23 protein-coding genes and 1 tRNA gene are annotated in these 23772 nt (G+C 54.6%); 12 read left to right on the top strand and 12 right to left on the bottom strand.

All coding sequences use genetic code 11. The annotated features are described in order from the left end of the window. The 3 genes from E4T21_RS13120 (at position 1) to E4T21_RS13110 (ending at position 2968) form a co-directional block, all read left to right on the top strand. Complete coding sequence (locus E4T21_RS13120; RefSeq protein ID WP_149285496.1) at positions 1 to 1242, top strand: cysteine desulfurase; 1242 nt, start codon at positions 1 to 3, stop codon at positions 1240 to 1242. 48 nt (positions 1243 to 1290) lie between these two features. Next, positions 1291 to 1875 (top strand): putative Fe-S cluster assembly protein SufT, encoded by a 585-nt coding sequence (gene sufT, locus E4T21_RS13115; RefSeq protein WP_149285495.1) that lies wholly within the window; start codon positions 1291 to 1293, stop codon positions 1873 to 1875. 208 nt (positions 1876 to 2083) lie between these two features. After that, positions 2084 to 2968, top strand: a complete 885-nt coding sequence (locus tag E4T21_RS13110; protein WP_240349135.1) for a SanA/YdcF family protein — start codon at positions 2084 to 2086, stop codon at positions 2966 to 2968. Between the two features lie 22 nt (positions 2969 to 2990). On the opposite strand, the gene E4T21_RS13105 is transcribed toward E4T21_RS13110, so the two are convergent. From E4T21_RS13105 to E4T21_RS13090, 4 genes are all read right to left on the bottom strand, one after another. Beyond that, positions 2991 to 3500: a hypothetical protein gene (locus E4T21_RS13105; protein ID WP_240349134.1), complete on the bottom strand. Its 510-nt coding sequence runs from the start codon at positions 3498 to 3500 to the stop codon at positions 2991 to 2993. Between the two features lie 159 nt (positions 3501 to 3659). Next, positions 3660 to 4571, bottom strand: coding sequence for a 30S ribosomal protein S6--L-glutamate ligase (rimK, locus tag E4T21_RS13100; protein ID WP_149285494.1), 912 nt, complete (start codon positions 4569 to 4571; stop codon positions 3660 to 3662). 34 nt (positions 4572 to 4605) lie between these two features. Then, entirely contained in the window at positions 4606 to 5043 is a 438-nt protein-coding gene (locus E4T21_RS13095; protein WP_149285493.1) for an ATP-dependent zinc protease family protein, read from the bottom strand. 165 nt (positions 5044 to 5208) lie between these two features. After that, positions 5209 to 6237 (bottom strand): DUF3549 family protein, encoded by a 1029-nt coding sequence (locus E4T21_RS13090; protein WP_149285492.1) that lies wholly within the window; start codon positions 6235 to 6237, stop codon positions 5209 to 5211. Between the two features lie 388 nt (positions 6238 to 6625). Between E4T21_RS13090 and E4T21_RS13085 the strand changes: the two genes are divergently transcribed. Genes E4T21_RS13085 through E4T21_RS13065 form a run of 5 tightly spaced genes read left to right on the top strand, consistent with a single transcriptional unit; the run spans position 6626 to position 9758 of the window. Further along, positions 6626 to 7378: an amino acid ABC transporter substrate-binding protein gene (locus E4T21_RS13085; RefSeq protein WP_149285491.1), complete on the top strand. Its 753-nt coding sequence runs from the start codon at positions 6626 to 6628 to the stop codon at positions 7376 to 7378. Positions 7379 to 7396: 18 nt separating this feature from the next. Further along, the gene (locus E4T21_RS13080; protein WP_149285490.1) at positions 7397 to 8134 is read left to right on the top strand and encodes an amino acid ABC transporter permease; all 738 of its coding nucleotides are present in this window, start codon (positions 7397 to 7399) and stop codon (positions 8132 to 8134) included. Continuing rightward, on the top strand, positions 8131 to 8892 hold the full coding sequence (locus tag E4T21_RS13075; protein WP_149285489.1) for an amino acid ABC transporter ATP-binding protein: 762 nt from the start codon (positions 8131 to 8133) through the stop codon (positions 8890 to 8892). Before E4T21_RS13080 ends, E4T21_RS13075 begins: the two co-directional genes overlap by 4 nt. Positions 8893 to 8903: 11 nt before the next feature. Further along, positions 8904 to 9248: a YqcC family protein gene (locus tag E4T21_RS13070; RefSeq protein WP_149285488.1), complete on the top strand. Its 345-nt coding sequence runs from the start codon at positions 8904 to 8906 to the stop codon at positions 9246 to 9248. Between the two features lie 9 nt (positions 9249 to 9257). Next, positions 9258 to 9758, top strand: coding sequence for a gamma-glutamylcyclotransferase family protein (locus tag E4T21_RS13065; protein WP_149285487.1), 501 nt, complete (start codon positions 9258 to 9260; stop codon positions 9756 to 9758). Between the two features lie 81 nt (positions 9759 to 9839). On the opposite strand, the gene E4T21_RS13060 is transcribed toward E4T21_RS13065, so the two are convergent. From E4T21_RS13060 to E4T21_RS13050, 3 genes are all read right to left on the bottom strand, one after another. Continuing rightward, positions 9840 to 10493 carry an OmpW/AlkL family protein gene (locus E4T21_RS13060; protein WP_149285486.1) on the bottom strand — a complete coding sequence of 218 codons (654 nt, stop codon included), beginning with the start codon at positions 10491 to 10493 and terminating at the stop codon, positions 9840 to 9842. Positions 10494 to 10763: 270 nt separating this feature from the next. Beyond that, complete coding sequence (locus tag E4T21_RS13055) at positions 10764 to 11360, bottom strand: OmpW/AlkL family protein (protein ID WP_149285485.1); 597 nt, start codon at positions 11358 to 11360, stop codon at positions 10764 to 10766. Between the two features lie 363 nt (positions 11361 to 11723). After that, a complete protein-coding gene (locus tag E4T21_RS13050; protein WP_149285484.1) occupies positions 11724 to 12323 on the bottom strand; it encodes an OmpW/AlkL family protein in 600 nt (199 codons plus the stop codon). 403 nt (positions 12324 to 12726) lie between these two features. On the opposite strand from E4T21_RS13050, the gene E4T21_RS13045 reads away from it, so the two are divergent. Beyond that, positions 12727 to 13041 (top strand): hypothetical protein, encoded by a 315-nt coding sequence (locus E4T21_RS13045; RefSeq protein ID WP_149285483.1) that lies wholly within the window; start codon positions 12727 to 12729, stop codon positions 13039 to 13041. 67 nt (positions 13042 to 13108) lie between these two features. On the opposite strand, the gene putP is transcribed toward E4T21_RS13045, so the two are convergent. The 4 genes from putP to E4T21_RS13025 all read right to left on the bottom strand — a co-directional run bounded on the left by putP (position 13109) and on the right by E4T21_RS13025 (position 19796). Continuing rightward, positions 13109 to 14596, bottom strand: a complete 1488-nt coding sequence (putP, locus tag E4T21_RS13040; protein WP_149285482.1) for a sodium/proline symporter PutP — start codon at positions 14594 to 14596, stop codon at positions 13109 to 13111. 455 nt (positions 14597 to 15051) lie between these two features. Then, the gene (gene putA / locus E4T21_RS13035; protein ID WP_149285481.1) at positions 15052 to 18246 is read right to left on the bottom strand and encodes a bifunctional proline dehydrogenase/L-glutamate gamma-semialdehyde dehydrogenase PutA; all 3195 of its coding nucleotides are present in this window, start codon (positions 18244 to 18246) and stop codon (positions 15052 to 15054) included. A gap of 304 nt (positions 18247 to 18550) precedes the next feature. Beyond that, positions 18551 to 19360, bottom strand: coding sequence for an AraC family transcriptional regulator (locus tag E4T21_RS13030; protein ID WP_149285480.1), 810 nt, complete (start codon positions 19358 to 19360; stop codon positions 18551 to 18553). Positions 19361 to 19418: 58 nt separating this feature from the next. Beyond that, positions 19419 to 19796 carry a hypothetical protein gene (locus tag E4T21_RS13025; RefSeq protein WP_420827710.1) on the bottom strand — a complete coding sequence of 126 codons (378 nt, stop codon included), beginning with the start codon at positions 19794 to 19796 and terminating at the stop codon, positions 19419 to 19421. 137 nt (positions 19797 to 19933) lie between these two features. On the opposite strand from E4T21_RS13025, the gene E4T21_RS13020 reads away from it, so the two are divergent. Beyond that, positions 19934 to 20007: transfer RNA gene (locus E4T21_RS13020), tRNA-Gly, on the top strand. A gap of 279 nt (positions 20008 to 20286) precedes the next feature. Here the strand turns inward: E4T21_RS13020 and E4T21_RS13015 are convergent. Beyond that, positions 20287 to 21627 carry an aminotransferase-like domain-containing protein gene (locus E4T21_RS13015; RefSeq protein ID WP_149287205.1) on the bottom strand — a complete coding sequence of 447 codons (1341 nt, stop codon included), beginning with the start codon at positions 21625 to 21627 and terminating at the stop codon, positions 20287 to 20289. A gap of 201 nt (positions 21628 to 21828) precedes the next feature. Between E4T21_RS13015 and E4T21_RS13010 the strand changes: the two genes are divergently transcribed. Both E4T21_RS13010 and E4T21_RS13005 read left to right on the top strand, forming a co-directional pair. Next, positions 21829 to 22857 (top strand): TauD/TfdA family dioxygenase, encoded by a 1029-nt coding sequence (locus E4T21_RS13010; RefSeq protein ID WP_205423388.1) that lies wholly within the window; start codon positions 21829 to 21831, stop codon positions 22855 to 22857. Between the two features lie 19 nt (positions 22858 to 22876). Continuing rightward, positions 22877 to 23770 carry an NAD(P)-dependent oxidoreductase gene (locus E4T21_RS13005; protein WP_149285479.1) on the top strand — a complete coding sequence of 298 codons (894 nt, stop codon included), beginning with the start codon at positions 22877 to 22879 and terminating at the stop codon, positions 23768 to 23770. Positions 23771 to 23772 lie beyond the last annotated feature (2 nt).

Raw genomic sequence — 23772 nt, 5'->3', positions numbered from 1 at the left:
ATGGCCAATTTCAGCGATCTGTTGTTGGATGTGGCCCGTGTACGCCAGGATTTCCCGATTCTGGAAAGAGAAGTCCATGGCAAGCCACTGGTATATCTGGACAATGCTGCAACCAGCCAGACGCCTCTGGCGGTTATCGAGGCTTTCGACGACTACTATCGCCGTATCAATGCCAATATCCATCGTGGCTTGCATACCCTGGCTGATGAGGCGACAGCAGCCTATGAAGGCTCTCGGGAAATCGTGCGCGACTTTCTCAATGCGGCTGAAACCCGGGAAATCATCTTTACCCGCGGGACTACCGAGGCCCTGAATCTGGTGGCCCAGAGCTGGGGGCGTGCCAACCTGGGACCAGGTGATGAGGTGCTGATCTCGAATCTCGAGCATCACTCCAACATCGTGCCCTGGCAGCTGCTGGCGGCAGAGCGTGGCTTCATCATCAAGGTCATCCCCGTGGATGAGCGTGGTGTGCTCGACATGGATGCCTATCGCGACCTGCTTGGAGAGCGTACCAGGCTAGTAGCGGTGAACCATGTCTCCAATGCGCTGGGAACCATCAATCCTGTGCAGGAAATGGCGCGTCTGGCCCATGAACACGGGGCCTTGATCCTGATTGATGGTGCTCAGGCTGCACCGCATCTGGAGATTGATGTCCAGGCCATTGGGGCGGACTTTTATGCCTTCTCAGGGCATAAGGTCTATGGTCCTACCGGTGTCGGCGTGCTTTATGGCCGGGCGGATCTGCTCGAGGCCATGCCTCCTTGGCAGGGCGGCGGTGAAATGATCGCGACAGTATCCTTCGACGTACCGACGACCTTTGCAGCCATCCCTCACAAGTTTGAAGCAGGGACTCCCGCTGTTGCCGAGGTGATTGCACTGGGGTGTGCGATTCGATGGATCCACGAGATTGGCCTGAAGCATATTTCCGCCTGGGAAGAGCGGCTGCTTGAACATGCAACGGAAGGTGTCAGCAACATAGAGGGGTTGCGCATCCTGGGGACGTCCCCGGATAAGGCCGGTGTACTGTCCTTTGTGGTCGAAGGGGCGCATAGCCAGGATATTGGGCTGTTGATCGATCAACTGGGAGTGGCGATTCGTACTGGGCATCACTGTGCTCAGCCGCTGCTGCATCGTTTCGGTGTTGAGGCAACCTGTCGAGCTTCCTTTGCTGCCTACAACACTCCCGAGGAAGTGGATATCTTTGTTGAGGCACTGCAACGCGTCATCGGGATGTTGCGCTGAAACGAATTGAAGTTGCCTGGCGGAAAGCCGGCATGAATAAGGGCTTCTATGAGCGACAATGAACGGATCCCCAATATCGATGGCAAGTTGAGCAAGGGGCAGCAATTGCCCCTGCAGCGCGACGTCGAGGTCATCTCGATTCCTTTCGGCAAGACTGTGATGCTGGATGAGGACTGCATCGTCACCGTGATGCAGGCCAAGGGCAGTAGTGTCAGCGTGGCTTTCGAGGGGCGCCTGTACCTGATTGAAGGTAGCAATCTTGATGCGATTGGGTTGGAGGCGCTGCCGCGTCCAACGCTTCCAGAGGGTGCCAGTGAAGAACAGATCGAGGCGTTTGTGTGGGATCAGCTACGCACTTGCTTTGATCCCGAGATACCGGTCAATATCGTGGATCTCGGCCTGGTGTACGGTTGTCGTATCGAGCGTCTGCTCAGTGGTGAGCGTATCGTGACGATTCGCATGACACTTACCGCCCCTGGTTGCGGCATGGGTGATGTGATCGCTGCTGATGCGCGTAACAAGATCCTTGGTGCGCCGCAGATATCACGAGTGCATACTGAAATCGTCTTCGATCCGCCTTGGAGTCGTGAGATGATGTCCGATGAGGCCAAGCTGGAGCTAGGCATGTTCTAGTTCGGTGTCTTCTCGTTTGGCATAAGCAAGTTGGACATGTGCGAGCCAGTTATGTACGAGTCAGACACGTACTGCGAAGAGGCGAAAAGTCTTTGCTTGTGACGATAAAGGCCCATTGGTCTCGTGGCTTGCTGACTTTTCGATCGGGCCTTCAAGGCAAGATTCTGGTCTCCATCGTTTCGATATCACTGCCTTGAGTGGGAGCCTGATGCGCAAGTCGCTAATGACGCTGTTCCGTCGCCTGCTGATGTGTTTCGGCGGTCTTGCTCTTTTGTCTACTCTGGTCTTCCTTGGTGCCAATGCCTGGGTGTTGTTCAGCACCCGGGAGCGCATCTATCCCGTAACATCCTGTCCGAGCGGAAAGGTTGGTATTGTCTTCGGAACCTCTCACTGGACCCGTAGCGGCGAACGCAATCCTCACTTTGAAGGCCGTATGGAAGCTGCAGCGGAATTGCTCAGGGACGGTAAGATAGAGCACCTTCTGGTATCAGGTGATAATGCTACTCTCTACTACAATGAGCCGGCCACCATGTGGCGTGATCTGCGAGGTCGCGGGGTGCGCGAGGTGGATATGACCCTCGATTATGCCGGTTTCAGTACCTTCGACACCCTGGCCCGGGCACGGGATGTATTTCTGGTCGAGAAAGCCGCCTTGATCACCCAGTCCTGGCATCTGCCTCGTGCGCTGTTCATTGCCAATGCGCTGGGCCTGGAGGCATACGGCTGTGCCGCCGAAGAGACGCCAAGCCTGGGAGTCTGGTGGCTGAAGCTGCGCGAAGCGGCTGCGCGTGTCGCGACAGTAGGGGACCTGTATATATGGGCCAGGACTCCACGTTTTCTGGGGCCACTGGAACCGTTGCAGTTTGCACCGCCTGTAGAGCTAGCACCGAATCATCTTGATAAGAACGCAGGTGCGGCTGACATTGATGGCGACAAGGCTGAGGCTGTGACGTTACCAACTGTGCTGGCTTCGCCTCAGGCACCGTCTCAAGGGCGGGGAACTCAAGGTCAGGGAAAGTATCAGGGGCATGACTTGGATGAACCGGAGCGAGATACCCACTCCGGTGTCGTGCCTGATGAAGTCGTGCAGTGAACGATGAGGCTCTGATTGACCGTCAGCGACGCCTTCCACCGGCACGACGAGCAACAGCTTTCTTCTGCTTGGGGCGAGTGGAAGATTTCTTTGGCGCTGTTTTCTGCTGCAGGTCATAGAGCTCGCGAATTAGCGCTCGGCAACCCTTCCACAATTCCTCGATAACCGGCTCGATTGAGCTGGGCAGAGGGTGGGTAAAGATCGTAGACAGCGCCTGCATCAAGCCGCGTTCCTGCTCGAGCAGTTCGTTGATCAGTACCACGGAGTCGTTACCGACAAAGCTCTTCAAGCGACTCCATAGCCACATGTAGTCATCACGTTCGACATCGGCATCGCGAGGCAGCAGGTCCAGATAACGACGTGCCAGGGTCTGCAGCTTGCCCATGGCCTTTTGACGTGCCTCGTAATGCGGCTCCAGCGCATCGCGCAGCGATGGCCGCAGGCGCTCGAGGTTGTCCTGGAAATAATCAATGCTGTCAGCCAGAGCCTCCAGCAGGCTGTCCATCGCCACTTGGCGATTGTCGAGAAACATGCGCGTCACCTCCTCCGGTGACGCAGATTGTGGGGTGCTAATGAAATATTTGCCACCCCCAAAGTGACAAATATTTATGATTTCTGGTATCGACCTTGCGACAGGGAAAGAAAGGAGGGTGATAATGGCCTTCCATGCCCATCCCTGTCGCAGCGGATATTAACCTTTAGGCTTGCTCGGGGGGCGGGAAGGGCGACTGGCAGCGGCCTTTTCCAGGTCTTCGATGATCATGCCGGCAATATCCTTCCCGGTAGCTGTTTCGATACCATGCAGTCCCGGCGAGGAGTTGACCTCCATCACCACGGGGCCATGATTCGAGCGCAGCAAGTCTACGCCAGCGACACGCAAGCCCATGGCCTTGGCAGCACGAATTGCGGTCGAGCGTTCTTCGGGAGTGATACGGATGACGCTGGCACTACCTCCGCGATGCAGATTGGAGCGAAACTCTCCCTCGGCAGCCTGGCGCTTCATTGATGCGACGACTTTGTCACCGATGACAAGACAGCGGATGTCGGCGCCCTTGGCTTCCTTGATAAATTCCTGAACCATGATGTTGGCTTTCATTCCCATGAAAGCCTGGATCACGGATTCAGCTGCCTGGTTGGTTTCCGCCAGTACCACGCCTATGCCCTGGGTGCCTTCCAGCAGCTTGATCACTAGTGGCGCGCCTCGCACCATGGTGATCAGGTCGGGAATATCGTCCGGAGAGTGTGCGAAGCCAGTGACAGGTAGGCCGATACCCTTGCGTGACAACAGCTGCAACGAGCGTAGCTTGTCTCGGGAACGAGTGATGCCAACGCTGTCGTTGAGCACCGGAATATTCATCATCTCGAACTGGCGCAGAACTGCGCAGCCATAGAAGGTGATGGAGGCACCGATACGGGGAATCACGGCATCAAAAGGCTCCAGCTCCTGCCCCTTGTAGTGAATCGAAGGGCTGTGTGAAGTGATGCTCATGTAGCAGCGCAGGGTGTCCACCACCCGAGCTGTATGCCCCCGTTGCTCGGCTGCTTCCAACAGGCGGCGGGTCGAGTACAGATTTCGATTACGTGACAACAATGCAATATGCATAGGCCTGTCTCCAGAGTGGCGGTGGAGGAATGCGTTAGGGTTCGCCGTGCAGGAAAGTCTCTCCGGGAGCAACCAGCAGATGGCGTAGGGCTCTACGCCCAAGCAGCAAGGGGTGTCGCATGTTGCTGCGATTGGTCAAAGACAGCTCGATAGGGTAGACGAGTTCGCCCAACTGCATGCGGGTGCGAATGATATAGCGCCATTCTGACTGACCGTTGGAACTCGTCACTCGACGGCGATCATGCACATGCATACGGAAGCTGTGAGCAGGTGTGTGATTTCCACCGGTGCGCGTGACAAAGCTCACCCAGAGGACCTCTTCTTCCTCGAAGGCCTCTATATCTTCCGCATGCATGGCAGATGTACGCGCACCAGTGTCAATCTTGGCGCACAAGTGCATGTGCATGTCCGGCAATACGATCATCTCACGGCGGCCTACGATAGCCTTGGCTCTGTGAGGTAAACCCTGCATGGCTTTCTCTCGAGTCACAGATGTACCTCTCATCGCTGTTGTCACAGTCATTGACCAAAGGATCAAATGTTATTGTGGACCAAGTCGCTGCGAATCAGATGGCCGTATATCACGTAGCTGTAAACCATATCGCTGTAAACCACATAATAGTGCGGACCAGTGGTGTCACTGCTGGTTTCTGACTTGTCGCAGCCGCTGGCCGATGATCGAATCCTGGCCGGCCTGTCGTAATGTCATTAGCACGGGAAGGCGCAGACGCGGAATCATCGCCAGGTCCCGAGCCACAGCGAGAAAGTCCGCTTGCTCGCATTGAGCGACCCGTTCCAGATAGAGGGGGAGGCGCTCTCCATCTTCAAGGTGCACCCAGCCTCGGGCTGCCATGGCGACCAAGGCATCGGGGCCACAGGCATGCGCGTCGGCGAGCAGGGCATCAAACCAGTTGCAGGCTGCTGTGCCTGCATTGCCGATGGCGCGGATGCAGGCACAAAAGCCTTCGATGTCTCCTTGCCTTGCCTGTTGTTCGCCACGTTGACGAATGGCTTCGGCCAGCTCGTTATCGATATGTGCATGCTCTAGACAGTAACACAGGGAGACTAGGGCATTGTTGTGTAGTTTCGGTAGTCGAGCGATCAGAGCGTCGCGTGTTTCGGCTTCCAGGCGGACAACATAATCTGCCAACCCCTGGAGTCCTAGCGCGCGCCAGTCCTGGCTACCCTGGCCAGTGAAAAAGGCTTCTACCGGTTCCAGGTGCTCGCTGGCTGGCAGGTCCAGATCATGGCTTGCGTGAGCGTGGAGCATTGCCTGAAATGTGAGTGATGGGGTGAAGGCCAGGGGATTGTCCTTCATCAGATTATCCACATCGCCGGCATTCCCAGCTGCCACGGCTGCTGCATTACGGCCAAGAGTGTCTAGCAGACGCTCGAGAAAAGCATCACGTAGAGCAGGTTCCAGATGGCCTTGTTCGTCCAGGGGCAGGGCCAGAAACCAGATGAGCGGATCCTTCATGTCACCAAGACGGAAGAGCATGGCCAGGCGTGCCTGTCCTTGCCATGGGGCAGGCCAAGCGAGTTCGCCTTTCTCGAAGTCGGATAACGTATCGAGCGCGCAAGGAGAGATGCGCCGCCCCATGTGGTACAGGCGTACATCGGCTCCGCTCAGAACGAAGAAGTCGTGAAGGCTGTGAATCTGTTGCATGGCCCCTCCCATCAGGAAGCGTGCACTCTACCTTGCCAAACGGTAAGTGTCAGCCTGGTGCGAAGGAAAAATTCTGTTGCATCGCGCACCTGCCTGATCAAATTTTGAACAGTTCCCTGCAGGCGCCGTATTCTCTGGGTTGAGCGAGGATGTTCAATGGTTATCCACAAGGACGTTCAGGGTATCTGTGAACATTTGCTGATGAACCCAGGACAGTTATGTGAAACAGCAAAGATCATGAAGAAAAACGTGGATTTTCCACTGTGTCGAGCGTCAGTATGGAATATAATGCGCGGCTTTTATTCCAATAAACGCAGAGTCTATCCATACTTGCAGGGCTGCGTTATCCCCGTTGCCTTAATAATCCTGCAGAAACGAGGAGTCACCCATGCTTCGTCATCTGACCGTTTCGATTCTGGCTACCGGCGTTATCAGTCTGGCAGTCAACGCTCAGGCCGCCGATGATACCCTCAAGGTGGGTATGTCCGGAGGCTACTTCCCATTCACTTTCGTGGAGCAGGACAAGCTGAAAGGCTTTGAAGTCGATGTGATGGAAGCTGTGGGCGAAGAAATGGGGGTTGATGTGGAATTCGTCACTGCCAGTTTCTCCGGCCTGTTCGGTATGCTCGAGTCTGGCCGTGTCGACACGATTGCCAATCAGATCACCATTACCGAGGAGCGTGAGCAAAAATACCTGTTCACCGATCCTTATGTGTACGACGGCGCCCAGGTGGTGGTGAAGAAGGGTAATGACGACATCCAGGGGGTCGATGACCTGAAGGGCAAGAAGGTTGCCGTCAACCTTGGTTCCAACTACGAACAGCTGTTGAACGAGCTGCCCTACGCTGGCGAGATCGACATTCGTACCTATGACAGCAATATCGAGCAAGACACCGCCCTGGGGCGCGTGGATGCCTTTGTCATGGATCGCGTCAGCGCCACGCAGGTGATCAAGGAAAAATCTCTCCCGCTGCAGCTTGCGGGTAGCCCATTCTCCGAGATTCGCAATGCGTTGCCATTCCGCCAGAAAGATGCCGAGCTGCGCGACCAGGTCAACAGCGCACTCGGAACCCTGCGCGAGGATGGTACTTTGAGCGAGATATCCCAGCGCTGGTTTGACGCTGACATCACCACTCCCTGACTTTCAATTGACTCTGCGATGAGCATTCTCAACGTCGACTACATGCTGGGGCTATTCCCCATCCTGGTGAGTTACCTGCCTTTGACATTGGGCATGGCTGCCGCCGGGATGGTAATGGCTCTGATGCTTTCCTGCTGCCTGGCTGTCATCCGGGTGCTGCGATTACCGATCCTGAACGGCCTGACCAAGCTGTTCATCTCGTTCTTTCGTGGTACTCCGCTGCTGGTGCAGCTGTTTCTTTTCTATTACGGTTTTCCCAAGCTGATAGCAGATATGGCCGGTGTCAGCGTCACTATTCTGGGGCATACCACCATCTTGCCCATGTGGCTGGAGGATGCGACAGAGATCAGTGCCATCACCGCCGCTATCATCGGTCTGACGTTGCATTTCTCCGCTTATATGGCTGAGTCGATTCGAGCTGCTATTGTCGGTGTAGACCGCAGTCAGACCGAAGCCGCGCTATCCATCGGCATGACCAATGGCCAACTGATGCGCCGCATCGTGCTGCCTCAGGCAACTCGAATCGCAGTACCCACGTTGATGAATTATTTCATCGACATGATCAAGGCCACTTCCCTGGCATTTGCCTTGGGGGTGACGGAACTGATGGGGGCAACACAGAAAGAGGCGGCCTCCAGCTTCAATTACTTCGAAGCCTTCATCACTGCCGCTGTGCTCTACTGGGCAGTCGTTGAGCTGTTGGCCTGGGTGCAGCGTCGTCTGGAGTCACGACTCAATGAGGCCTATCGCCGATGATCAAGGTAGATAAACTGGTCAAGCGTTTCGCCGACAGCGTGGTGCTCGATGGCATTGACCTGGAAATTCAGCAGGGTGAAATCATCGTCATCATTGGCCCATCGGGAACGGGCAAGTCGACCTTGCTGCGCTGCCTCAACTTTCTTGAACAGCCTGATGGTGGGCAACTCACCATTGGTGACCTGTCTGTCGACGTTACTCGGGCGACTCGCCGACAGATTCTGGAGATACGTCGGCACACCGCCTTTGTATTCCAGAACTATGCATTGTTTGCCAACAAGACGGCGTTGGAAAACATTGCAGAAGGGCTGATTGTGGTTAACCGGTGGCCTGTGGCCAAGGCTCACGAGCGTGCTCGCCAGATTCTTGACCGCATAGGTTTGAAGGACAAGGCCAATGCCTATCCAGCTTCCTTATCAGGAGGCCAGCAGCAGCGGGTGGGTATTGGGCGTGCCATGGCGGCTCAAGCTGAGGTGATTCTATTTGATGAGCCTACCTCATCCCTCGATCCTGAGTGGGTCGATGAGGTACTGTCATTGATGAAGCAACTGGCAGAAGAGCGTCAGACCATGTTGGTTGTGACACATGAGATGAGTTTTGCCCGGGACGTCGCCGATCGCGTGGTGTTCATGGAAGGTGGGCGTATTGTTGAACAGGGGCCTCCGTCTGAGCTGTTTCGCGCGCCCAAGGATCCTCGTACGCGGGACTTCCTGCGCAAGGTCCTGCCTGAAGCACCTGTCGAGTCCCCTTCATTTTAAGCGGAGGCATTATGTCCGACGAAGTCAATGTCCACGCTCAGCTTGCCGGAGCGCTGCGAGATCTGGAAGCCACCATGAAAGCCACCGACTTGTGGCGCATGGATGAACCCGCACCTGAGGCCTTCAACAGCCAACAACCATTCTGCATTGACACCATGTCGCTGGCCCAATGGTTGAGATTCGTGTTCATCGCTCGTCTTGAGGTCCTGATCGACAATGAATCTCAGTTGCCTGCCAAGTGTGAGGTGGCGCCGGCAGTGGAGGCCTATCTTGTTCAGGAAGGCGTAAGAGCCAAAGACCGTCTGCTGATGAAGAAGGTCGTCGAGGATATCGATCGCATCATCAGCGAGAGCTAAGGAGCTGAAATGTCCTGGTACTTTGCCTATGGCAGCAACATGAACGAAGCCAGGGTGTCTGCCCGTATCGGTGATACGCAACGTGTCCTGGCAGGCATGCTCAGGGATTATGGCCTGCGTTTCAACAAGGCCTCAAAGGTGCCTGGTATTGCCCATGCCAATGTGGTCTCTGTACTGGGAGAGTGTGTCGAAGGTGCCCTGTTCGAGCTGTCACATCCGCAGCAGATTCATGATATGGACCCATTCGAGGGCTATCCTCACGAATATGATCGGGAGCTGTTACCCATCCATACCTCAGAAGGTGTGATTGAAGCATGGGTGTATATCGGTACCCAGAACCGCTTGGCAGACACGCTCAAGCCTGCCCGGGAATATCTGGAGCACCTTCTGGCCGGGCGTGATTTCCTCAGCCCCGATTATCATGCTGCATTGGCTCGGGTCGATGTTGTAGAGGGGTTGGATGATGTAACCCTGAAGCAACTGGGTCTATCTCGCCACAGTCCTCGCTGAAATGTTCGAGCAGACAAGACCTTTCGGCTGAAAGCAATGAGCCCGCCTGATCAGGCGGGCTCATTGCATATAGCGTCTGGCTTAGAAGCGGAATGAAACACCAGACATGATGACCCACGGATCTATGTCTACGCTGCCAATGTCGTCGCCATTGAGGGAGACATCGCTGTCGATGTCTGCGTAGGTAGCAGAGGCGTTGACAGCCCAATGCTCATTGATGACCAGGTCAAGGCCCACCTGGCCAGCAGCGCCCCAGGAATCATCCAGTTCGAGATCGGCACCGTCGACGCTGATCTTCTCATCGGAGAAGGCGGTGTAGTTCACGCCGATACCGACATAAGGCTGGATGCGTGACTGCATTCCACCCATGGGGTAGTACTGCAGGAATAGAGTGGGAGGTAGCTCACTGGTACTGGCATTGATGGAAGAGCCGTCAGCGCCCTTCAAGTTGATGTTGTGATCGAATTCCTGGGCCCCAAGAAGTTCAATGCCAAGCTTGTCGGTAAAGCGATATCCCAGAGTAAAGGCAAAGCCGCTGTCGGAATCGACGTCAGCGCTCAGGGAGCCACCGGCCAGATTGCCATTGTCGGACTCCGGTACCACCTTGGCGACCCCCATGCGAGCATAGAAGTCACCTTGACCGTAAGACAGGTCGGTAGCTAAAGCCTGGGTGCTGATAAGGGCAGAGCTGGTAAGGGCGGTGAGCAATATTGATGATGCCAAGGGATGGCGCATGAAAACCTCCATGAACAGATGACTGGTAACTCCAGCGAGGGCGCTTCCTGCAAGAGGGCGTAGTGTATTTGCCGGTGCGCTATGCTGAATTGACACAGATCAATGGATGGAAGCTTGTTACATCTTTTTTCCTTGACTTACCTCTTTGAAAAGAATGGGTTAGAGCTAATTCATCCTCGTAGGAGAATGCGGAATAAAAAAACGGCGCCTGACCGAAGTCAGGCGCCGTTTCTAGAGCCAGTTCAAAATGAACTGTCAGATGCCTACCGATTAGAAGCGGTAAGTGACACCAGCACCAACGCTCACCGGATCAAGATCCAGGTCGCCGGCGTTGTTGCCGTCGATCTTCATGTCGGCATCGACATCAGCATAACGAGCCCAGGCACCAACCAGAACATTTTCAGTGACGCTCAGGTCTACACCGGCTTGAGCCGCCAGGCCCCAAGAGTCGTCAATGCTGGCATCGAAACCGTTATCCACGTCGAAGGTGGTGTAGTTGACACCGGCACCAACGTAGGGGTTAACGCGAGCGGCATGGCCGCCGAGCGGATAGTAGTTGACCATCAGGTTGATCGGGGTGCGCTCGAAGCCACCCAGGTTGCCCAGTTCATGCTTGGTAGTCTGGGAACCATTGAGTTCTACACCGATGTTGTCGTGGAACAGGTAACCGAGACCATAGGCGAAACCGCCGTCATCATTGACGTCCATCTTCTCGCCATAGTCGGCGGCATTGCTGGAAGATGAGTCACTCTTCTCGTAGCCGCCGCGGACATAGATGTCGCCAGCCTGCCAAGCGAAGGCGGACTGTGCGCCGAAAGCGGTGATGGCCAGCAGGGCAGCGGTTCCCATCAGACGTGAAGTTTTCATGGTCTGTCTCCTTTTATCTGAGAGGTCGCGTGGCTGAAAAGAGCGATGACCTCAGGATGATGCAGATTATAGGAAACAGTGTTTCCAAATGTCTTGTTAAAAAAAACTATCGTTTGAATGTTATGTTTTTAATTATACCTATCGAACTTTAGTCGTATGAGTGAGGCCGACAAGAAAAGCTTGATATAAGTGACTGGCATCTATGAGGATTTCACGAAACGGAAAGGATGCTCCCACCAGAGGTGATAGTGGCGTCAGAGTGCCAATCTGCCCCCGGTGAGGAAGATATTTCGTTGATATGGCTAAAGCAGCGGGCAAATGGAGCCCGCTGATTAGCAAGAAAGACAGGTTAGAGACGATAGATTAGAAGCGATAGGTCAGGCCAGCACCAACCGATACCGGGTCAAGTTCCAGCTTGCCTTTGTGATAGCCATCGACCTTCAGGTCTGCGTCAGCTTCGGCGTAACGAGCATACGCGCCTACCAGAATGTTATCGGTCAGGCTGAGTTCCATTCCCGCTTGAACCGCAACCCCCCACGTGTCGTCAATGTGACCATCGAAACTGCTTTCAGTGCTGAAGTCGGAATAGTTGACGCCTAAGCCAAGGTAAGGGTTGATACGTGTATGAGCGATACCACCCAAGGGATAATAATTGAGCATCAGGTTGATGGGGGTGCGCTTGAATACTCCGATATGGCTCATTTCATGTTTCATTGTCTGGCTACCATTCAGTTCCACGCCAAATTTGTCATGGAACAGGTAACCAGCAGCATAGCCAAATCCAGTAGCGTTGCTGACACCAAGTGTCCAGGGGTCAGCCCTGATGCTGCTATGTTGAGAGTCCTGCTTCTCGAAGCTGAGACGGCCATAGATGTCGCCTGCCTGGTAGGCCAGGGCGGACTGGGCAGCAAAGGCAGTGGTGGTGAGTAGAGCAGCGGATGCTATCAGGCGTGCGGTTTTCATTAGATATCTCCAGATCATCCAGAAGGTCGTATCGCGATGCGGACGCCTTCGGATCGTTACGGCAACAAGAACACTGTTTCCAAAACATTTGTAACGATATTTTATCGGAAAATCTGTGATTTCTAGGGATATTCTGTGATGCTTGCCAGAAATGGCACATTTTGTAATCTAGCGTGTATTAATGTGTGCGCGAAAAGTGATCCGTTTGCCTGAAACTCACTTTTTGTGCGAAAGAGAAAGATAGAGAAGCGTGCTGGGGTGGATTTATCTGCGTGTGTTTATGGCGGTGCACTTCACAGAAGTCGCTGGATTTGCAGAAATCGTCTTCACTATGAGTAATGCCCGGCAGTGCATTGCACGGGCTCTGTAAAGGCGGATGTCTGGAGCCTGACAGGAGCGAGGGATGATGGGACGAAGAAAGGAGTGGCTGATTGGCTTGAGCCCGTTGCCTGTGGTCTGGGCTGCGGTAATGCTGGGGATATCAGTGCTACTGGCGATATGGCTGTTGTTGCAGCCATGGCTGATCAGTGGCCTGCCGCTGATCCTGCGTCTGCCATTGATCATTCTGGGAGTGTGGGCGGTAGGTGGGGGATTGGCACTTCCACTGCACTACAGCGGTGTTCCGGGGTGGTGGCTGATGGCTGGCCAGCTTCCCTGGTATCCCGTCGTGCTCGTTCTGTTTACACTGATGCTGCTCATGCGTTCCTGGATGATGTAAACCTGATCTACAGACTAAGACGCCTGCCACAAGGTTGTGGCAGGCGTCTTTCATGCAAGGCCGATGGTTATGTTATCGGGCGGAACTCTGTATCGGTGGCAGTGGCCTTGCTCACCACAACGATAGCGATCCAGGACAGAATGAATCCTGGTACGATTTCATAGATGCCCGGCAGGCCGAAGAAGCTGGAGTTCCAGCCTAGAGCAATCCAGATCATGACGGTGGCTGCACCGGTTACCAGACCAGCCAGAGCACCGGTGCCTGACATCCTGTTCCATGTCAGGGACAGAATGATAAGCGGGCCGAATGCCGCTCCGAATCCAGCCCAGGCATTGGACACCAGGCCCAACACTTGGCTGTTGGGATCGCCGGCGATGATCGCGGCAATGATACCTACGGCGAGAACACAGATGCGTCCAACCAGAACCAGCGTCTTGTCATCGGCTTTCTTGTTGAGGAACAAGCGGTAGAAGTCTTCGGTCAGCGATGAAGATGCCACCAGAAGCTGGCTCGAGATCGTCGACATGACCGCGGCTAGCAATGCGGCATACAGGAAGCCGGTGACCAGAGGGTGGAACAGCAGATTGGAAAGGACAATGAACAGAGTTTCTGCATCGTCCAGAACCAGACCATTGCGCTCAACGTAGGCTCGTCCGAAGACACCAAGAGCTACTGCACCGGCGAGTGAAATTGCCATCCAGCCCATGCCGATATTGCGGGCGGTGGGAACATCCTTGACTGAGCGAATGGCCATGAAGCGCACGATGATATGCGGCTGACCAAAGTAGCCCAATCCCCATGCCACGGTTGAAATGAAGCCAATTAATGTCAGTCCCTGGAATAGAGACAAGAAATTGGGATCAACCGAGGCGAGTGTCTCTGAAGCTTGAGTGAAACCCCCTCCGCCTTCTCCAAACAACACCACCGCAGGCATGATCACTAGTGCCAGCATCATGATGCAGCCTTGCACAAAGTCGGTGAGTGATACTGCGAGGAAGCCGCCCATGACGGTATAGGCAAGAACGATACCCAGAGTCAGCCAGACACCTATTGAGTAATCGCTGATGCCGCCGAAGTTGATCAGTTCACCAAAGGCGCTATGGAAAAGTTTGCCGCCAGCGACCAGGCCAGAGGCCGTGTAGACGGCGAAGAACACCACAATGATGATGGCGGAGACCGTGCGCAATGCCGTGGCCCGGGTCGGGAAGCGGTTGGCCAGGAATTGTGGCACTGTCAGGGCGTTGTCATAGCGTTCTGTCTGCTCTCGCAGTCGTGGCGCCACGACAATCCAGTTGATGAAGGCGCCGATAAAAAGGCCAATTCCTATCCATGCTTCTACCAGGCCGGATAGATAGAGTGCCCCAGGAAGGCCCAGAAGCAGCCAGCCTGACATGTCCGATGCACCAGCGGAGAGTGCGGCGACGGCAGGGGGAAGTTGGCGACCACCAAGCATGTATTCCTCGGAGTTCGAGGTAGAGCGCTTGGCTGAGTAGACGCCAATTCCGATCATTAATGCGAAATAGGTTATCAGGCTAATCCAGACTCCAATTGCCATGTAGATACCCCTTGCTTGTAGGTTGAGTTGTTGTCAGATTTCGCATGGTTTCTTGTAGGCGCCACATGAGGTAAAGAAACATGTGGTGCAACCCAGAAAGCCTTGTGAATCCTACTATATTTTCGGGGAAGGCCCCGTTAATGGCAGCTATATCCCTATAGGGTGGTGGTGAGTATTTTTACCTTTTCATGGTAGCAAAGGTACTGACTCCCTTCCCACTTTCACTCACCAGGAAAGCAGGATTGCTCCATTAAATCCCTCATTGTCATGGCGATTGGCAACCCTTTTATCATAGTGCGAAGGTTGAGCATGATGCCATGGTGATGAGAGGTTTCATGCTGGACTTTCTCGAACTGTATTGAATGTCAGCTTTCAGAGTTCTTTTGAGAAATCCTGCTGATCTTGCAGAAGGAAATCGGTGCCGTCCTTGCAGGATCGGCACCGATTCACCAGGATTACTCGTCGTCCAGGGCCAGCAGAGAGGCATTGCCACCCAGTGCTGCGGTGTTGATCGTCACCGTTTTTTCGGTAGCGAAACGTAGCAGATAGTGAGGGCCACCCGCCTTCGGGCCAGTACCGGAGAGTCCCTGCCCTCCAAAAGGCTGAACACCGACGACGGCGCCGATGATATTGCGGTTGACATAGATATTGCCAACTCGCATTTTTCGTGCAATTTCAGCGGCAAAGGACTCATTGCGGCTATGCACACCAAAGGTCAGGCCGTAACCCCGGCCATTGATGGAGTCGATGACCTGATCGAGTTCCTTACTCTTCCAGCGCACCACATGCAGCACCGGACCGAACTGTTCGCGCTCCAGGGCATCAATGCTGTCGATGCGGAAGGCGGCAGGTGCGACGAAAGTTCCATTTGCTGTTTCGTGCGGGTCCAGGGGCGTTTCGCTGATCAGGCGGCCTTCTCCCTTGAGGCGCTCGATGTGTGCCTGCAGGCCTTGACGAGCTTCTTCATCAATAACAGGGCCTACGTCGGTGCCAAGGTCGCGAGGATCGCCCACGCGCAGTTCGGCCATGGCGCCATCGAGGATTTCAAGGACTCGGTCGGCTACATCGTCCTGAATGTAGAGAACGCGCAAGGCGGAACAGCGCTGCCCGGCACTCTGGAACGCTGATTGGACGACGTCCGCCACGACTTGCTCGGGAAGAGCTGTGGAGTCGACAATCATGGCATTCATGCCGCCTGTTTCGGCAACCAGGGTGGGCAGGGGTGCATTCTCTCTTGCTGCCAGGGCACGATTGATGATCTGGGCTGTGTCAGTGCCTCCAGTGAAGACCACGCCGGTAACACGAGGATCACTGGTCAGGACATTGCCCACCGTGGGGCCGTCGCCAGGCAGGAGCTGCACCACATCGTGGGGCATGCCGGCTTCGTACATCAATTCCACCACCCGATGGGCGACGATAGAGGTCTGTTCGGCCGGTTTGGCCAGTACAGTATTGCCTGCCACTGCGGTGGCGACCACCTGGCCGCAGAAAATGGCGACCGGGAAGTTCCATGGGCTGATCGCTGCAAAAACGCCTTTGCCACCCATGATCAGACGGTTGGATTCGCCGGTCGGGCCAGGTAGGTCCGTTGGAGTGGCGAACACTTCTTCGGCGCGAGTGGCATAGTAACGGCAGAAATCCACTGCTTCACGAATCTCATCGATGCCATCGGTCAGCAGCTTGCCGCCTTCGCGAGAGCAAAGCGCCATCAGCTCGGCCAGGTTGGTTTCCATCAGCTCGGCAAAGCGTCGCAGGATATCGGCACGCTGGCTTACCGGAGTCGCTTCCCAGGTGGGGAAAGCCTTCCAGGCGGCATCGACCGCCTGTTCCGCCTGGGACTTGCTGGTCCACAGAACGCTACCCACTTTCTGACGGCGATCGTAGGGGCTGGTCACTTCATGCACCAGGCTGGGGTCCGTTGCCACGGAGAAAGCCAGCAGGGGGCGTGCCTCGTACTGGGTGTCCATGTGCTTGGCCATCTCATCCATCAGCGGCTGATACTGACTGCGGATATTGAGATTGACGCCGCGGGAATTGAGACGCTTCTCACCGTAGATGTCACGCGGTAACGGAATGCGGTTGTTGGCCAGAGAAGGATACTTGCTCAGTGTCTCGATGGGATGCACGCATAGAGACTCCACCGGAACCTTGGGATCGACCAACTGATGCACGAAGGAAGAGTTGGCACCATTTTCCAGCAATCGACGAACCAAGTAGGGCAGCAGGTCCTTGTGGGCACCCACCGGAGCGTAGATACGGCAGTAGGTTCCCTGGGGAGCGCGCTTCAACGCGGCATCGTAGAGTGCTTCCCCCATGCCGTGCAGACGCTGGAATTCAAATGCCCGCTGACTGTTGCCAGCCTGCTCGAGAATGGCCGAGATAGTGTGGGCATTGTGGGTGGCAAACTGCGGGAAAATCCGCCCTTTGGTGTTGTCCGACAGCAGGAAGCGGGCGCAGGACAAGTAGGCAACATCGGTGGCTGCCTTGCGGGTGAACACCGGATAACCGTCGACGCCATGTGTCTGCGATTCCTTGATTTCGGTGTCCCAGTAGGCGCCCTTGACCAGACGCAGGGGGATTTCGTCGCCTTGCTGGTCAGCCAGACGGTTGAGGTAATGCAATACCGGAAGAGCGCGCTTGGAGTAAGCCTGGACGACCAGGCCAAAACGCCCCCAGCCCTTGCAGGTGGCGCTTTCGTAAACGGCGCGAAATACCTCGAGGGACAGCTCCAGGCGATCGACTTCCTCGGCATCGATCGTCACGGCCACATCGTTGTCACGGGCCAGCTGTGCCAGCTTGCGCACGCTATCGACCAGTTCCTCGAGCACTTGCTCGCGACGACCGAACTCGTAGCGTGGGTGCAGGGCAGAGAGCTTGATCGAGATGGATGGCGCAGGTGTGTTGGCGCTGAGCTTGCGGCTGGTCTTGCCGACTTCTTCGATAGCGCGAGCATAGTCGTCGAAGTAGCGCTGCGCATCCTTGCGCGTACGAGCTGCCTCGCCGAGCATGTCGTAGGAATAGGTGTAGCCTTTATCGAACAGAGGCTGGGAGCGCTTGAGCGCTTCCTTGATGTCACGGCCAAGCACGAACTGCTTGCCCATGACCTTCATGGCCTCGACCATGGCGCGGCGAATGACAGGCTCGCCCATGCGGTTGACCATCTTGTTGATGAAGCTGGAGGGCTTGCCATCATCGCGAGGCTTGTCCAGCGTGACCACGCGCCCTGTCATCAACAGGCCCCAGGTAGATGCATTGACCAGCCACGACTCGCTCTTGCCCATGTGAGCCTTCCAATCGGCCGGGCCAAGGCGGTCTTCGATCAGCGCATCGGCAGTCTCCTTGTCCGGGATGCGCAGCATGGCTTCGGCCAGACACATCAGCATCAGACCTTCATGGGTGTCCAGACTGTATTGCTGGAGCAGCTCATCGATCGTATCGACGGCGGTATCCATCTCACGCACTTCGCGTACCAGAGAAGCCGCCTTCTGGGCGATTTGTTCGATATGGGCCTTGTCACCATCGATCAGCTTGATCAGTTCGCTGACATAGTCATTTTCTTCGACGATATAATGCTCGCTGATACGAGCGAACAGAGTGTCGAGGTCAGTTTGCCAGGTGGCAGCGTCCAGCATGTTGTTAGCATTGAGCATGTCGGTCCCCGAGGAGTGGGCGCCAAGGGCGGTGGTAACCAGTCGCGGCAGGCTGCACAGGCAGCACGTCGCGGAATTAACTCGCTGCGGAACAGTTCCGCAGAGGATGGGCATACTAGAAGACTAGGCGTGACAGGAGCTGGATGCTTGTCAAAATAGACGGAGGATTTACCGAATTCACCGGCAATGTTGTCAAACCCCGTTGTAAAGGCAGTCGCCGTGGATGATGGCATCCCACGCTCAGCGCGCAGATATAGCGCTTTCGGGGCTTCTTGGCAGGCGCACGTTTACCTGTCGAGACCGCTTATCTGTCGAGAAGTTTGCTGTTGGTTGTCAGAGTCTTGGTGCTGGGATGGCGACGTAACTGGCTGGGAGGGTGGCCATAAGCCTGGCGATATGCACGGGACAGGGCGCTTTGATGGGAGAAGCCAGTCAAGGCAGCGATTTCGGATAGAGGCAGGTGGCTGCGCGTGAGCAAATGGCGTGAGGCCTCAAGACGGCGCTGGATCACGTACTGCCAAGGGGATAGGCCGGTCTGGGCCCGGAAGCGTTCGGTAAAGTGCGTTTCGCTCAGGCAGGCAAAGGCGGCGAGGTCGGCGACCTTGATGCGGCTCGAAAGATGATCGTCGATGTAGCGGTCCAGAGCCTGCAGGTCGATACGGCGATGGCCAGGAGGCGCTTCATTGGCCAGGCGTGTATACAGTGATCCAAGCAGTGTCGTGGCCAGACGTTCTTGATGCAGGGAAGGCACAGGCCCATCCGTCGCGAGCTGGCCGATTTCCTGGGTCAGAAAGGCAAGATAGTGCTTGAGTGGTGTGTCCAAGGTAAAGAAGCGTGGGGCATCGAACAACCGGGCCAGTTCATGGTGATGCCCGGTCAAGGCCAGGGCGTCTGCCGGCAGGTCAAGAATCAGCTGGCGATTATTGCCGGTCCCCGCGTAGTAGTGCATATGGTTGGCGGGAACGATACACCCAGAAAAACCTTCGATACTGCCGCCCAGTCCTTCAATGTCGAAGTCAGCGCGGCCTTCCAGCGCAATCACGATCTGATGGTAATCGTGGGCATGGTGCTGGGTGGCGGTATCAAGAGGAATCTGTCGTATCGCGCTGTTCATCCACAGTCTCCGGCGGGACGGACGAATTTCACCATTCTATCGGATTGTGGCTTCTAGCTCACCGCTTTTCACGTTGTTCTCTAAGACGGGTATGTGCCTGCAGGTGATCACGCAGGGCGCTGAGCTCCTCGCCACCGGTCTTGTCCAATAGCGGCCTGCCGCGAGACATACGGCCGAAACGGCCATGTTCATCCATGATATGGCGGGCGCGTCGACGTACTCCATCCAGGAAATCATCATGACGAATGGGATAGTTGATGATGGCATTCCACTCGCCTTCGGACAGGCTCTCATCCAGTGCCTTGTCGAACAGATCCAGCAGGTGGGAAGGCTCCGTGCGATAACGAGGTGTACGAGCCAGCATCAGTATCGCCAGCACAGAGCCGAACAACAGGACGCATATGCCAAGAACAAGCAGGAACAACGGCAGGGTCATACGGGAGAGGCCTTTGGTCAGGAAATAGGTGCAATGCCATCATATGGGAAAACTATGGATTGGCGTATTGGTATCAAGATGAGCAAGAGACGACTTGCACAACATAACTTCATGAGTCTACTATCGAAATCTCTCTTGCGGGTGTAGCTCAATGGTAGAGCAGAAGCTTCCCAAGCTTAAGACGAGGGTTCGATTCCCTTCACCCGCTCCAAATGCACTCCCGCATATGCTCAAACATTCCCGCCTATCAGTAGTAACTTCCCGCCACCATTGGTTTTGTCTTTCAAACTTCACCGCACATTACCGCATATAGAACAGAACGCCGTGTATGGTCTATTTTCGGCCATGCCGCGCTATGCAGTGTTAATGAAATTTGACGCTTATAAGCATGGCATGGTGAGCATATGCACAAGCGCTGTGACTAAAAGGCGACTACTGTATCGCCCCACTTGCTATAGGGCGACCTATGGCAAGTGGGCAATATGGCATATTAGTTTTTATCTATTTTTGCATTGAGAAGAGAGCTCAATGCGGTCAGTCCTGTTTCTAGTGCGGCATCATCAGTAATCGCCATAAGCGATAGTCGAATTGAGCTAGTCTCATCACTTCCTGTGTAGAAATAGTTTCCACTGCTAACCAGTAAGCCGCGCTCTTTTGCTGTCAGAGTAAAGCTATCAGCCTGCCAGCCATCTGGTAACTGAAGCCAAAGGTGGTAGCTAGAGTCTTGCGCGTGGAATACTTGATCGGCAAATTGCTTGCGTGCTACGCGTTGTCGACGGCAAGCGATTTGCCGTTGTGCTTCGGCCATCTCAACTGCCTGGTTTGATTCAATCAGGTTGCTTGCGACTTCGAACATCAGGGGCGATGGCAACCAGATGGTTGCACGGATAAACGCTGATAGCCGATCGATCTGGCTTTGAGGGGCCTTGATGTAACCACAGCGAAGGCCTGGGCTTATTGCTTTGGATAGGCTATGAATGCAGAAACTTTTTTCAGGCACCAGGTTGGTCATTGCCTGGGTGGGGTGGGTGTTCAGAAAGCTGTATATATCGTCTTCTACTAGCCATAGAGGATAGCGCTGCACGATTTCGGCGAGCTGCTCCCGTCTCTGCTGCGACAGTGTGATGGTGGTTGGGTTTTGATGAGAAGGCAGCAATATCACCATGGCCGGTTTGTGGCGGTGGTAAATATCGACCAAAGCTTCCGGAATCATCCCTTGGTCGTCCATGGCTACCCCGGCTACTTTGCGGCCAAGAAGGCTGACAATGGATAGCAAACCGGGGTATGTCCACTCATCAACGGCAATGTAATCACCAGGCTTGCTATAGAGCTCGATCAAAATCGACAGCGCGTGTTGTGCACCGTTGGTCAGCAGTACTTGCTCAGGAGAACGCACCGTTACTCCTTGGAGGTGCATCCATTGCATACCTGCTGCTTTGTGGGATATCAGGCCTGAATCTTCGATGTAGCCGTACAGTGCTGGTTTGGTCAGCTTCGCAAAGCTGTGTTGTAGGTGGGCATGGAGCGTTTCCACGTGTTCGGCATAGCAGGGTTGCAGGATGGAAAAATTCCATTCCCTATCATCAAGCTGCGACTGGATTGCCTGTTTAAGCTGAGACTTTGCCTTCACGAAGCTGCCGCGTCCAACAAAAGACTCGATGCGGCCCTTTTCTGAGAGTAGCCCGTAAGCCTTGGCAATGGTCATTGGCGTCGTATTGAGCTCATCAGCTAGTGCGCGATGAGCAGGCAATTTGTCACCTTCGGCATAATGACCAATATCAATCTTTGACTCAATTTCTTGAGCGATCTCTACGTACTTGGCTTCGCCCATTAAAGTCGTTTCCATGTCTATGAAATTTATTTCCATTCTACCTGAACCTACCGCTTAGCTCCATGTGGCCTGCGAGTAGAGAATGACTATGTGATACTAAAGTCTAGTGACATTTGTCATTTTGAAAATTAACATATATCATTTATACATTAGCCTATTGCGCTCTATAACGATTCAGCACTAGACACGCAAGGGAATGCCATGGGTATGTTGCAGATGCATAAGGAGTTTGCAGGGGAGGACTTGCCTGTTAGTGAGTGTCACATCTCTTATCAATCCTCAGCAGTGATAAGAGAGCACTTCAGCCAGCTGGCTCTGCAGAATGATAGGGAATGGTTGGATGCTTCTGAGTGGTTAGGGGCTCAACTGGCGTATGCACTATCGCCTGATGTGGTTGGCACAATCCGGTCCTTCGGGAAGAACGCTCAGCAGAGTGCACTGGTGATTCGGGGGTTACCGATAGACCACCACTTGCCTCCAACGCCTTATAAAGGATATGAATCTCCTGAAAGCTCTCCATTGGCTAATGCAATTCATATCGGCTTGTATCATCTAGCAGGCCTTCGCCCTGTCGCTTATCAGAATGAAAATGGTGGCCAGCTGTTTCGCCATGTAGTGCCTGCTTCTGGGGGGAGGGGGCAGAGGTCTTCTCATGGCTCGAAGCTCACCTTTGGATTCCATGTCGATAATCCTGACTTACCTCTAACACCAGAGCCTCTAGGTGACTGCTCTGCTTGTCCTGAGTTTCTATCTCTCCTTGCTATGCGAAGTGACCTCAAGGTTCGGTCATCCATTGCTCTATTGGACAAGGTATTGGGCGACCTGAATGCCAATGTGATCTCACATCTTTGTGAGAGCGAATTCCTGATCTCGCGCCCGGACTCTTTTGCTGAGGGCAAAAAGACTTGTCTTCCTCTATTGGTTTTTTGTGACGCCGGAGTGGCTTTTTGTCGATACGACAAAGAAAACACTGCTCCTCTCACTTCTCGAGCTGCTGCTGCCTTGCTTATGTTCGAAGCGGCTTTGGAACGTGTTGAAAATCAGATAGCCACGGTATTTCTTCCTGGTGACCTGCTAATCATCCGTAACCAACGTACTTTGCATCGTCGCGAAGGCTATCAGCCAAGAGATGATGGGGCCGATCGATGGCTTATTCGGTTATTTGGGATGCAGTCATGGGCAAGGCTGAAATCTGTATCAAAAGAAAAGAGCCACATCGGTTTGGATTAATCAAAGTAGGGGAAAGTTTATGAGCGCCTTGAAAGTAGCCTTCGTTGGTCTGGGAGTCATGGGTTATCCAATGGCGGGTCATTTGGCTCGTAACGGATATCCAACCACTGTGTATAACCGGACACGTGCGAGAGCAGACTCCTGGGCTTCCGAGTTCCAAGGTCAAGCGGTATCGACACCACGAGAAGCCGCCAGCAATGCCGACATCGTTTTTGTGTGTGTCGGTAATGATGACGATGTGCGTAGCGTGATCTATGGCGATGACGGAGTGCTCGCAGGCATGAAGCCTAGTGGCGTGCTTGTAGACCACACGACAACCTCTGCGCATCTGTCGATCGAGCTAGCAAATGCCTGTGAAAAGAATGGCTGTTCATTTATTGATGCTCCAGTGTCCGGAGGGCAGGCTGGTGCGGAGAACGGCTGTCTGACCGTCATGTGTGGAGGAGATGAATCGGCATTCCGTAACGTTGAGGCAGTGATGCGGAGCTACTCACGTCAGGTACAGCTGATGGGGGAAAGCGGACAAGGGCAGCGCTGCAAAATGGTAAACCAGATTTGTATTGCCGGGGTGTTGCAAGGTTTGAGTGAGGCCTTGTTACTGGCAGAAAAAGCGGGGCTACCCATTGAAAAAGTCGTTGATACCCTGCAGCACGGAGCGGCTGGTTCCTGGCAGATGGTGAACCGTTTGGAAACCATGGCCAAGGATGAATTTGACTTTGGATTTGCTATCGACTGGATGCGCAAGGATCTGGGGATCTGCATGGACGAAGCTGCCACCTATGGTGTTCGCTTGCCAATGACAGAAGCCGTGGACCAGCGTTACCAACTGCTGCAGCGAGAAGGGTTGGGGCGTATGGATACATCGGTACTCGTAAGGGCCTTGAAAAGAGATGGTGAGAAAGCGCTGGCTTAAAT

The organism is Halomonas binhaiensis, from assembly GCF_008329985.2.
Classification (GTDB): Bacteria; Pseudomonadota; Gammaproteobacteria; order Pseudomonadales; family Halomonadaceae; genus Halomonas; species Halomonas binhaiensis.
The sequence above is the reverse complement of the archived record's forward strand: the minus strand, read 5'-3'. Positions and strand labels throughout refer to the sequence as shown.

Bases quoted from the DNA above. Each gene is read 5' to 3' on its own strand.
- E4T21_RS13120 (WP_149285496.1), top strand. From the start codon at position 1: ATGGCCAATTTCAGCGATCTGTTGTTGGATGTGGCCCGTGTACGCCAG.
- sufT (WP_149285495.1), top strand. From the start codon at position 1,291: ATGAGCGACAATGAACGGATCCCCAATATCGATGGCAAGTTGAGCAAG.
- E4T21_RS13110 (WP_240349135.1), top strand. From the start codon at position 2,084: ATGCGCAAGTCGCTAATGACGCTGTTCCGTCGCCTGCTGATGTGTTTC.
- E4T21_RS13105 (WP_240349134.1), bottom strand. From the start codon at position 3,500: ATGTTTCTCGACAATCGCCAAGTGGCGATGGACAGCCTGCTGGAGGCT.
- rimK (WP_149285494.1), bottom strand. From the start codon at position 4,571: ATGCATATTGCATTGTTGTCACGTAATCGAAATCTGTACTCGACCCGC.
- E4T21_RS13095 (WP_149285493.1), bottom strand. From the start codon at position 5,043: ATGCAGGGTTTACCTCACAGAGCCAAGGCTATCGTAGGCCGCCGTGAG.
- E4T21_RS13090 (WP_149285492.1), bottom strand. From the start codon at position 6,237: ATGCAACAGATTCACAGCCTTCACGACTTCTTCGTTCTGAGCGGAGCC.
- E4T21_RS13085 (WP_149285491.1), top strand. From the start codon at position 6,626: ATGCTTCGTCATCTGACCGTTTCGATTCTGGCTACCGGCGTTATCAGT.
- E4T21_RS13080 (WP_149285490.1), top strand. From the start codon at position 7,397: ATGAGCATTCTCAACGTCGACTACATGCTGGGGCTATTCCCCATCCTG.
- E4T21_RS13075 (WP_149285489.1), top strand. From the start codon at position 8,131: ATGATCAAGGTAGATAAACTGGTCAAGCGTTTCGCCGACAGCGTGGTG.
- E4T21_RS13070 (WP_149285488.1), top strand. From the start codon at position 8,904: ATGTCCGACGAAGTCAATGTCCACGCTCAGCTTGCCGGAGCGCTGCGA.
- E4T21_RS13065 (WP_149285487.1), top strand. From the start codon at position 9,258: ATGTCCTGGTACTTTGCCTATGGCAGCAACATGAACGAAGCCAGGGTG.
- E4T21_RS13060 (WP_149285486.1), bottom strand. From the start codon at position 10,493: ATGCGCCATCCCTTGGCATCATCAATATTGCTCACCGCCCTTACCAGC.
- E4T21_RS13055 (WP_149285485.1), bottom strand. From the start codon at position 11,360: ATGAAAACTTCACGTCTGATGGGAACCGCTGCCCTGCTGGCCATCACC.
- E4T21_RS13050 (WP_149285484.1), bottom strand. From the start codon at position 12,323: ATGAAAACCGCACGCCTGATAGCATCCGCTGCTCTACTCACCACCACT.
- E4T21_RS13045 (WP_149285483.1), top strand. From the start codon at position 12,727: ATGATGGGACGAAGAAAGGAGTGGCTGATTGGCTTGAGCCCGTTGCCT.
- putP (WP_149285482.1), bottom strand. From the start codon at position 14,596: ATGGCAATTGGAGTCTGGATTAGCCTGATAACCTATTTCGCATTAATG.
- putA (WP_149285481.1), bottom strand. From the start codon at position 18,246: ATGCTCAATGCTAACAACATGCTGGACGCTGCCACCTGGCAAACTGAC.
- E4T21_RS13030 (WP_149285480.1), bottom strand. From the start codon at position 19,360: ATGAACAGCGCGATACGACAGATTCCTCTTGATACCGCCACCCAGCAC.
- E4T21_RS13025 (WP_420827710.1), bottom strand. From the start codon at position 19,796: ATGACCCTGCCGTTGTTCCTGCTTGTTCTTGGCATATGCGTCCTGTTG.
- E4T21_RS13015 (WP_149287205.1), bottom strand. From the start codon at position 21,627: ATGGGCGAAGCCAAGTACGTAGAGATCGCTCAAGAAATTGAGTCAAAG.
- E4T21_RS13010 (WP_205423388.1), top strand. From the start codon at position 21,829: ATGGGTATGTTGCAGATGCATAAGGAGTTTGCAGGGGAGGACTTGCCT.
- E4T21_RS13005 (WP_149285479.1), top strand. From the start codon at position 22,877: ATGAGCGCCTTGAAAGTAGCCTTCGTTGGTCTGGGAGTCATGGGTTAT.